A 10,351-nucleotide genomic window follows, 5' to 3' on the forward strand; every position below is an offset into this window, starting at 1 on the left:
GGCCACCCGAACTCCCCGAACCTCGACCACAGGAGAGATTGCCATGGCTACCAACGCCGTCCTCGACTTCATCCTCGGCCTTCTTCGCGACGAGCAGGCTGCGGCGGCCTACTGCGCCAACCCGACCGACGCGCTGTGCGCTGCCGGCCTGCAGGGTGTGAGCCACGCGGACATCGTCTCCGTCGCTCCCCTGGTCGCGGAGTCGGGACTGTTCGCGGGCAGTGGAGCCGATCTGGCGGCGATCGTCAACGCCGGTGCCGGCGTCGCCGGTGACGTCGCAGGCGGTCTCGGCGCAGGTGTCGGCGGCGGACTCGGTGGCGGCCTGGGCGCCGGCCTCGGTCTCGGCGGCGGCCTCGGCGGCGGCCTCGGCGGTGCGGTCGGTCTCGGTGCCGGCGCGGGCCTCGGTCTGGGTGCCGGCCTGGGCGGCGACTTCGACTTCGCCGCGGAACTGGCGGCCGGCCTGAGCGCCGCGCTCGGTGCCGCACTGGAGATCGGCGGCGAGATCGGTGCACAGCTCGGTGCCGCGCTCGGTGCGGCCCTCGACGCGGCACTGTCTCTCACCGGTGGCGTCGACCTCGGCAGCGCACTCGACCTCGGCGCCACGATCAGCGGAGCCCTCGGAGGAGCGCTCGGACTGGGCGCCGACCTGACCGCGCAGCTCGCCACCACCCTCACCGCGGCGATCACGGCCCTGCCGGTGGTCAACGTCGCCGGTGGTCTCACCGGGATCCTCGCGCCGGCCCTGTCGATCGGCGGCGACCTGGGCGCCGAGCTGGGTGCGGCTCTCGGTGCCGCCCTCGCAAGCGTCGTCGACCTCGGTGGCAGCGTGGACGGCGACATCCTCACCGGAGTCGGTGCCGGCCTCGACCTCGGTGGCGTGCTCGGAACGACCCTCGGCAGCGTGCTCGGTGTGGACGCCGGTCTCGGTGGCACGCTGGGCGGCGCCCTCGACGCGGCGATCGGCGCGGGCGGCGGATTGGGCGCGACCCTCGAAGGCCTGCTCGGCGGTGACCTGCTCGGCGACGTCGCCGGTTCGCTCGGCGGAGTCCTCGGCACCGACCTCGGCGCGGTCCTCGGTGGCGCGCTCGGCGGTGTCCTCGGTGCGGGCGGTGACCTCGGTGCAGACCTCGGTGGCGCCCTCGGCGCGACGCTCGGTTCGATCGCCGACCTGGGCGGCGGACTGGACCTCGACGCGATCCTCGGTGCGGGCGGCAGCCTCGGCGGTGCCCTGAGCGGGCTGCTCGGCGGTGAACTCGGAGTCGGCGGCGACCTCACGGCCGGTCTGGGCACCGCACTGGACGCGGTGCTCGGTGCCGGCGGCGGACTCGACCTCGGTGCCGTGCTCGGTGCCGACGGCGGCCTCGGTGGCGCGCTGAGCGGCATCCTCGGCGGCGTCCTCGGCGCCGGCGGCGACGTCAGCGGTGACCTCGGTGGAGCCCTGGGCGGTCTGCTCGGCGGCGCCCTCGATCTGGACGGCGGACTCGGCGGCGCACTCTCCGGTGCGCTCGGCAGCGGACTGGGACTGGACGCCGCACTCGGCACGGTCCTCGGCGGCGCCCTCGGCCTGGACGGTGGCCTGGCCGCCCAACTGGGCAGCACCCTCGACGCCGCGCTCGGTGCCGGCGGCGTGACGGGCATCGACCTGGGCGGCCTGCTGGACGGCGGACTGGACCTCGGCCTCGGCGGCGACCTCGGCCTCGGCGGCGAACTGACGTCGGAACTGACCACGGCGCTGAGCGGTGCCCTCGGTCTGGGCGGCGACGCAGGCGCGAACCTGGGAACGGTCCTGGGCGGCGCGCTGGAGAGCGGCCTCGGGCTGGGCGGTGTCCTCGACACCGGTGCCGATCTGGGAACCACGATCAGCAGCGCGCTGGGTGGAGTGCTCGGAGTCGACGGTGACGCCACCGCAGGCCTGGGTGCGGCGCTCGACGCGGTGCTCGGCGCGGACGGCGGAGTCGACCTCGGCGGGGCGACCGATCTGGGTGGTCTGCTCGGCGGCGCGTTCGGTGCCGGTGGCGCCGCGGGCGCCGATCTCGGCGCGGCCCTCGGCGGTGTGCTCGGCGGTGCGCTCGAGACCGGCGGCGCCCTCGACCTCGACAGCGTCCTCGGCGCGGAGGGAAGCATCGGCAGCACGCTGGGCACCGCTCTCGGCGGCGTCCTCGGCGCGGACGGCGACCTCAGCGCGACCCTCGGTTCCGCACTGGAGACGGCACTGGAGGCCGGTGGCGGGCTCGATCTCGACTCCGCTCTGGACGCCGACCTCGGACTCGACGCGGCAGCCGGTGTGGGCGGCGCCCTGGACGGTGCGCTCGACGCGGGCACCGGTCTCGCGGGTGGCCTGACGAGCGGCATCGACGGCGCGCTGGGCGGTCTGCTCGACGTGGGCACTGACGTCACGGGCAACGTGGGCGGCGCCGTCGGCGGCGGTGTGGCGGGCGGCGCGGACGCTGCGGCCGGCATCGGTGCCGGTGTCGCGGCGGGTGTCGGCGCGGTTGCCGACGCCGGAGCGGACCTGGGCGGCAGCCTCGGAACCAACCTGGTCGGCGGACTGGACACGGCCGGTGGCCTGGGCGCCGGTCTGACCAGCGGCCTCACCGGTGGTCTCGGCGGAATCTTCGACACCGGTGCGGGCCTCGGCTCGGCACTGACCGGCAGCGTCGGCGGTGCCGTGGACGCGGTCGGCGAGGCAGGCGCCTCGGTCGGCGCGGTCGCCGACGCCGGTGCGAGCCTGGACGCGAACCTCGGTGGCGCTCTGGACACGGCCGCGAACCTGGGTGGCACGGTCGGTGGCGCTCTGGACACGGCCGCGAACGTCGGCGGAAGCCTCGGCGGCACCGTGGACGCCGCTGCCGGAATCGGCGGCGACGTGGCAGGCGGACTCGAAGGCAGCGTGGACAGCGCCGTCGACGCCACCGCCGGCCTGACCGGTGGCCTCGACGCCACCACCGACGCGGCCGCCGACCTCGGCGCCGGACTGTCCGGTGGCGTGGGCGGTCTCGGATCGCTCGGCACCTCGGTCGGCGGCGCCCTCGACGGCGCAGCGTCCGCGGGTGGATCGGTCACGGGTGGCGCATCTGCCGGCGCGGATGCCGGCGCGGACGCCGGTGCGGACGGTTCCGCGGACCTCGGGGCGGTCGGCGGCGCAGTCGCCGACACCACCGGTTCGATCGCCGGCGGCCTGGGATCGACCCTGGGCGGTGCCGTCGACACCGGGGCCGACACCTGGTCGTCGATCGACGCGGACAACGCGTTCGGCGCCGACTCGGGCCTGCACGCCGACACCGACGGTTCGCTGTTCGGCGACACCGACTCCTCGGTGGACCTCTCGCACGACGTCACGGGCGTGGTCGATCACCTCGAGCCGTGATGAAACGGCGGTTCCGGCATCCCCCAGACGGGGCGGCCGGGACCGCCGTACGATGTAACGAAATCAGCCCCGGACGCGTTATGCGTGCGGGGCTGATTTACACAGTCGGGTGTCGGGGCACCGAACAGGTGCCCGCACGAGGTCGGAAGAATTGCGGGTCAACGAAGCTCATGGACAGTGCAGCCGCCGAGAAGAGTCCAGCCCGATCGCAGCCGATGACGGCCCTGCTCGAGCAGGCCCTGGACGTGGCGAAGCGGTTCGGTCGCGGCGATCTGGCGCAGCGCCTGGATTCGGCCCGCAGCCGGGTGCAGGATCCGCGGATGCGGATCGTGGTGGTCGGGCCGCTGAAGCAGGGCAAGAGCCAGTTCGTGAACTCGCTTCTCAACCTCACCGTGTGTTCGGTGGGCGACGACGAGACCACCGCGATCCCCACCGTCGTGCAGAACGCGGAGACCGCGTCGGCGGAACTGGTCCTCGCCGACCCGGGAGCCGACCCGATCCGGGTGCCGCTGCCGCTCGACGAGCTGAACGGCATCACCCCGGCCTCGCCCCGCGCCGGGGGCCGGGAGGTGCTGCGGGTGGAGGTCAACGTCCCGAGTCCGCTGCTCGCCGACGGACTGGTCCTCGTCGACACCCCCGGGGTGGGCGGCGCGGGCAACCCGCACGCCGCGAGCACGCTCGGTCTGATTCCGGCGTCGGACGCCGTGTTCGTCCTCTCCGACGCCAGCCAGGAATTCACCGAGCCGGAACTCGGTTTCATCCGCCAGGTCACGAGCCTGTGCCCGTCGGTGGCCTGCCTGATCAGCAAGACCGACCTGTACCCGCACTGGCGCGAGATCGTCGAGGCCGATCGCGGGCACCTCGCGCGCGCCGGTCTCGATGTTCCCCTGATCCCGATCTCCTCGGTGCTGCGTTCGCACGCGCTGCGACTGCAGGACGAGGGACTCAACACCGAATCCGGTTTCGTCGAGCTGTACGCATTTCTGCGCGACCGGGTGGTGGCGCGTGCGGAGGCGAACACCCGCCGGGCCGTGTCGCTGGACGTGTCGTCGGCTGCTGAGCATCTGACCCTGGGGATCGGCAGTGAGCTTGCCGCCCTGCGTGATCCGGCGAAGGGTGTCGCCGCGGTCGCGGAACTGCAGAAGGCGAAGGCCGCCGCCGAGGAACTGCACAAGAAGACGTCGCTGTGGCAGCAGACGCTCGGCGACGGCATCGCCGACCTGGCCGCGGACATCGACCACGACCTGCGGGACCGGTTGCGCCGCGTCACCCGGGAGGCGGAGGAGACCGTCGACGAGGGCGACCCCGGCAAGGACTGGGACGCGCTGGGGCAGTGGCTCGAGCAGGAGTTCGCCACCGCGATCGGCGACAACTTCGTGTGGGCCCACGACCGCGCGCTGTGGCTGGCCGAGGTGGTGGCGCAGCACTTCGCCGAGACGGGGTCCGTCGAACTCCCGCACCTGGACGTCGCGAACGTCGACGGGGTACTCGAGCCGGTGGCCTCGCTCGCCGACCTCGAGGCTGGGCGTATCGGGATCACCCAGAAGGTCCTCGTCGGGATGCGCGGCTCCTACGGTGGCGTCCTCATGTTCGGTCTGATCACCACCATGATGGGGATGGCCCTGGTGAATCCGATTTCGATCGGCGCGGGAGTCCTGCTGGGCACCAAGGCGTACCGGGAAGACCGGGAGAGCCGGATCCTGAAGCGGCGGGCGGAGGCGAAGACCGCGATCCGCCGGTTCGCGGACGACGCAAGCTTCCAGGTGGGCAAGGAGTCGAAGGATCGGCTCCGGTCGATCCAGCGGTTGCTGCGTGACCATTTCACCGCGATCGCCGAGCAGGCGCTGCGGTCGATCAACGAGTCGCTGCGGGCCGCGCAGGAGGCGGCGAACCTCGAGTCCACCGAGCGGACCCGTCGCATAGCGCAGCTCGAGAAGGATCTGCACGTCGCTTCCGAGCTGAAGCAGCAGGCCGCGCAACTCGTCGCAGGCGACGCGGGAGCGGTCACGGCATGACCGCCGCTCCGCTCCACGAAGCCCGGGCGCTCATCGCCTCCGCCCGGCAGTTGTACGCGGGCAGGCCCGAGATCCGGGATCAGCTGACCGAATGCGCCCGGCGACTGGAACAACCACTGCGGGTGGCGCTGGCGGGTTCGCTGAAGGCGGGCAAGTCCACGCTGCTCAATTCCCTGGTGGGGCAGGACATCGCCCCCACCGACGCCACCGAGTGCACCCGCGTCGTCACCTGGTACCGGAGCGGGTCGACGCCCACCGTGACGGCCTGGTACCAGCCGGACCCGGGCACCGGCGGCCAGCGTTCGGCGAACGTCCCGGTGCTGCGCCGGGACGGACATCTCACGTTCGACCTCGGTCACCTCACCGCAGACCAGGTGGACCGCCTCGATGTGGAGTGGCCGTCGTCCGCGCTGGCGCACACGACGATCATCGACACCCCGGGCACGTCCTCGCTGTCCCGGGACGTCTCGGCCCGCACGCTCGAGATGCTCACCCCGGACAACGAGGCGTCCGGCGCCGACGCCGTGGTCTACCTGCTGCGCACGCTCAACGCGACCGACGTCCAGTTCCTCGGTCAGATCGGCGACCACGTCGGAGACGAATCGGGACCGCTCGGTGTGGTCGGGGTCGTGTCCCGGGCCGACGAGGTGGGGGCCGGACGCCTGGACGCCATGATGTCGGCGAAGGAGGTGGCGTCCCGGTTCGCCGGCGAACTCGAGCGCACCGGGCTGTGCCAGGCTGTCGTCCCCGTCGCGGGTCTGCTGGCGCTGGGGGCCCGCACGATGCGCCAGGCCGAGTTCACGGCGTTCCAGCATCTCGCCGAGGTGCCGGTGGACGATCTGAACCTGGCGATGCTCTCGGCCGACCGGTTCGCCCGGGAGGACAGCCCGCTTCCCGTGGACGCCCGGATGCGGGCCCAGCTGGCAGACCGCTTCGGGCTCTTCGGGATCCGGATGGCCGTCACCCTGATCCGGCTGGGCACCAAGGACTCGCCGACGCTGGCGGCCGAACTGGTGGAACGCAGCGGGCTCGACGAACTGCGTCAGGTGATCGACATCCAGTTCGGGCAGCGGGCCGATCAGTTGAAGACCCACTCGGCGCTCGTGGCACTCAAGCGGGTCCTCACGGCGCATCCGGTGCCGGGGGCGGGCGAGATCCTGATGTCGGCCGAACGACTGCTGTCCGATGTGCACGGTTTCCAGGAACTGCGGCTGCTCGGGCGGCTGCGGTCCACGGAGGTGGGACTGCCCGCCGACGACGTGGCCGAACTGCAGCGCCTGATCGGCGGTTTCGGAATCCAGATCCCGGAACGACTGGGCACCGACGGCGACGACTCCGTGGAGTTGCAGCGGATGCGGGCGCTCGCCGCGGTGCGGAAGTGGCGCGAACGCGCACGGCACCCGTTGCTCGACCAGTTCACGGCAAGGGCCTGCACCGTCGCGGCCCGCAGCGCGGAAGGTGTTCTGGAGGAACTGAACACCGTGCGTCTGTAGTTCGGGTCAGGTGGCGGACACGCCCGCGATCTCGCCCTCCCGGAACGCGTCCACGAACAGCTGGTGGTCCTTGCGGCTGACCTCGGCGTAGGCGATGCCGAAGTCGACGATCTCGCCGACGAACTCGTCCAGCCTGCCGTCGACGACGTTCTGGATCGCGTCCTCGGTCTGGAACGTCACCAGGGTCTGGTCGCTGTCCTCGTCCGAGACGCAGTGCACCTTCGCCGTCGCCCGGCCGAGGTCCTCGAGCAGCGGCGCGATGTCCTCGGGTTCGGTGAGGTCGGACCAGTCGAGGTCCAGTTCGTACGGGGAGAGTTCGGCGACGACGAAGCCGGTGCCGTCGATCTCCGTGTAGCCGAGCAGCGGATCCGTGTGGACCTGCAGGGCGCGCTGACTCACCGCGGTGCGGTGACCCTCGTGCTCGAAGTACTCCCGGACACCGGGTTCGTCGACGATCCGGCTCGGAGCGGCGACGTTGCCCTGCTTGAGGGACAGCACGATGTCGTTCTCGAGCGCCTGGGACGCCCCTTCGATGAGCACGTTGTACGCGGGCAGACCGGCGCTTCCGATCCCGAAGCCCTTCCGTCCCACCACGTCCTTGATGCGGTAGAACACCGGGCGAGTGGACCGCTTGCTGCGGGGGACCCGCTCGACGTACTTCTCCACCGCCTCGCGGACCGTGGCGCGTTCGGCCTCCTCCAGTTCGCGGACCCCGCGCCCGCGGCGGAAGTGCCGGTCGAAGTCCTCCAGCACCGTGACGGATTCGAGCAGGCTCACCCGGGTGGCGAGGCGCGCGCTCAGCAGGAGGTCGTGAATGGCGCCCCGCGAATTGTCCAGGCGCAGCGCATACGCCTCGTCCTCCTCCTCCCGCGCGTACTGCAGGACCTGCTCGACGTAACTGCGCAGATACGTCTCGGCGAGTTCCCGGACATCGCTCTCGGGGAGCGCCTTCTGCCAGCCCATCAACGCCAGGCTCGCGACGAAGCGCCGCAGATCCCAGCTGAAGTGCCCCACGTACGCCTCGTCGAAATCGTTGACGTCGAAGACGAGCGTGCCCTCCGAGTTCATATACGTGCCGAAATTCTCCAGATGCAGATCGCCGTGAATCCACACGCGGCCGGTGCGCTCGTCCGCCCAGGGATCGTCGAAGTCACGCAGATCGTCGTAGAACAGGCAGGCGCTGCCCCGGTAGAACGCGAACGGGTTGGCGGCCATCTTCCGGAACTTGGTGCGGAACGCGCTCGGGTCCGCCTCCATCAGGTCGGCGAAGGTCTCGACGAGGACCTCCACGATCCGCCTCCGCCTCGTGGAATCGGCGTCGTCCACAGCAGCCTCCTTCTCGCGGCAGAACCGTCACGACCGCACCGCACCACGGTAACGCTGCCGCCCTGCCGGTGACTGCAGATACGCCCACGCATCGGCCACGATCTCGTCGAGGTCGGTGTGCCGTGGCTGCCAGCCCAGTTCGGCCTGCACCCGGGCGCCGGACGCGACGAGTACCGCCGGATCCCCGGCGCGGCGCGGGGCGTCCCGGGTGGCGACGGCCCGCCCCGTGACGCGTTCGCAGGACGCGATCACCTCCCGCACGCTGAACCCGGTGCCGGTGCCGAGGTTGTAGATCCGATGTGTTCCGGGCCGGGCGGACTCGAGCGCGAGGACGTGCGCCTCGGCCAGGTCGCGGATGTGGATGTAGTCGCGGACGGCGGTGCCGTCCGGGGTGGGCCAGTCGGTGCCGAACACCGAGATCTCGTCGCGGTGCCCGGCTGCGACCTGCAGCACCAGCGGGATCAGGTGGGTCTCCACCGCCCGGTTCTCGCCGAGCCCGGCGTACGCGCCCGCGACGTTGAAGTACCGGAGGCTGCACGCCGCCAGCCCGTGGGCGTGCGCGTACGACGTGATCGCGTGGTCGATCGCCAGTTTGGTGGCGCCGTACGGGTTGGTCGGCCGGGTGGGTGCGTCCTCGGTGATCGGCACGGAATCCGGGGAACCGTACGTCGCCGCGGTGGAGGAGAACACCAGCCGGCCGGTGCCGGACGTGCGCATCGCCTCCAGCAGCGTCAGGGTCGTGACGACGTTCGCCTGCCAGTACGTTTCCGGTGTCTCCACCGACTCGCCGACGAGGGAGCGGGCGGCGAAATGCAGCACGCCGTCGACGTCCCCGGCGCCGAGCACCCGGTGGGCTGCGCCCGCGACGTCGTCCTCGACGAATTCCGCTCCCGCGGGCACCGCGTCGGCGTTGCCGGTCGAGAGGTCGTCGACGATGACGACCGTGTGGCCGCACTCGAGCAATCGCTGCGCGCAGACGCTGCCGACGTACCCGGCGCCGCCGGTGACGAGAAGTTTCACTGTTCGCCTTCCCGTGTCAGTCGCCGAGCCGGGCGCCGGTGGTCGGCGAGAAGTAGTGCAGGCGGGCCGGGTCCGGTGCCAGCCGGATCACGTCACCCTTGGCCGGGGTGGCGGAGTCGCTGACGCGGGCGACGATGTCGTGGCCGCCGAGGTCGCCGTCGCGGACGAGGCGTCCGTAGATGTAGGCGTCGGCGCCGAGTTCCTCGACCACGTCGACTTTCACCGCGGTGCCCTGATCGGACACGGTCCACGCCTCCGGGCGGACACCGACGACGACCCGGCCGGTGTCCAGGGCGCCCAGCACCGACCGCTCGATCGGCGTCGACAGCGAGCCGATCCGGGCGTCGCCGTGCACGATGTCCACCTCGAAAAGGTTCATCGCCGGTGATCCGATGAACCCGGCGACGAAACTGTTGACCGGCTTCTCGTACAGCGTCTTCGGGCTGGCGCACTGCTGCAGGACGCCCGCCTTCATGACGGCGACGCGGTCGCCCATCGTCATGGCCTCCACCTGGTCGTGGGTGACGTAGACGGTGGTGGTGGCCAGTCGGCGCTGCAGCAGCGAGATCTGGGTGCGGGTCTGCACCCGGAGTTTCGCGTCGAGGTTGCTCAGCGGTTCGTCCATGAGGAACACCTGCGGGTTGCGGACGATCGCCCGGCCCATCGCGACCCGCTGGCGCTGCCCGCCGGAGAGTGCCTTCGGTTTGCGGTTCAGGTAGTCGCCGAGGTCGAGGATCTTCGCGGCCTCCTCGACGCGGCGGCCGATCTCGGTCTTGTCCATGCCGGCGATCTCGAGGGCGAAGCCCATGTTCTTCGCGACCGTCATGTGCGGGTACAGCGCGTAGTTCTGGAACACCATCGCGATGTCCCGTTCCTTCGGGGCGAGCGCGGTGACGTCGCGTTCGCCGATGCGGATGGCGCCGTAGTCGACATCTTCGAGACCGGCGAGCATCCGCAGCGACGTCGACTTGCCGCAGCCGGACGGGCCGACGAGGACGAGGAATTCACCGTCCTCGATGTCGAGGTTCAACGAATCCACTGCCGGCACGTCCGAGCCGGGGTACATCTTGGTCGCCGCGTCATACGTGACTCGTGCCATGGTTTTCTCCTCGTTGTTCGAGAAATCAGTT

At 71.4% G+C, this 10,351-nt stretch carries 6 protein-coding genes; 3 read left to right on the forward strand and 3 right to left on the reverse strand.

Going from position 1 to position 10,351, the window contains the following annotated elements:
* The first annotated feature begins 43 nt into the window (after positions 1 to 43).
* The 3 genes from I1A62_RS37630 (at position 44) to I1A62_RS37640 (ending at position 6,875) form a co-directional block, all read left to right on the forward strand.
* On the forward strand, positions 44 to 3,367 hold the full coding sequence (locus tag I1A62_RS37630; protein WP_219457365.1) for an IniB N-terminal domain-containing protein: 3,324 nt from the start codon (positions 44 to 46) through the stop codon (positions 3,365 to 3,367).
* 170 nt (positions 3,368 to 3,537) lie between these two features.
* Entirely contained in the window at positions 3,538 to 5,382 is a 1,845-nt protein-coding gene (locus tag I1A62_RS37635) for a dynamin family protein (protein ID WP_219457366.1), read from the forward strand.
* On the forward strand, positions 5,379 to 6,875 hold the full coding sequence (locus I1A62_RS37640) for a dynamin family protein (RefSeq protein WP_206006097.1): 1,497 nt from the start codon (positions 5,379 to 5,381) through the stop codon (positions 6,873 to 6,875). The genes I1A62_RS37635 and I1A62_RS37640 overlap by 4 nt, the downstream gene beginning before the upstream one ends.
* Before the next feature lie 6 nt (positions 6,876 to 6,881).
* Here the strand turns inward: I1A62_RS37640 and I1A62_RS37645 are convergent, their stop codons facing one another.
* From I1A62_RS37645 to I1A62_RS37655, 3 genes are read right to left on the reverse strand one after another with little or no spacing between them, the layout of a single operon-like run.
* Positions 6,882 to 8,201 carry a DUF2252 domain-containing protein gene (locus I1A62_RS37645; protein WP_219457368.1) on the reverse strand — a complete coding sequence of 440 codons (1,320 nt, stop codon included), beginning with the start codon at positions 8,199 to 8,201 and terminating at the stop codon, positions 6,882 to 6,884.
* Positions 8,202 to 8,228: 27 nt separating this feature from the next.
* Positions 8,229 to 9,221 carry a UDP-glucose 4-epimerase GalE gene (galE, locus tag I1A62_RS37650; protein WP_219457370.1) on the reverse strand — a complete coding sequence of 331 codons (993 nt, stop codon included), beginning with the start codon at positions 9,219 to 9,221 and terminating at the stop codon, positions 8,229 to 8,231.
* A 16-nt stretch (positions 9,222 to 9,237) separates the two neighbouring features.
* Positions 9,238 to 10,320 (reverse strand): ABC transporter ATP-binding protein, encoded by a 1,083-nt coding sequence (locus I1A62_RS37655; RefSeq protein WP_219457372.1) that lies wholly within the window; start codon positions 10,318 to 10,320, stop codon positions 9,238 to 9,240.
* Positions 10,321 to 10,351 lie beyond the last annotated feature (31 nt).

Source organism: Rhodococcus sp. USK10, from assembly GCF_019378875.1.
GTDB classification, from domain to species: domain Bacteria; phylum Actinomycetota; class Actinomycetes; order Mycobacteriales; family Mycobacteriaceae; genus Rhodococcus_F; species Rhodococcus_F pseudokoreensis.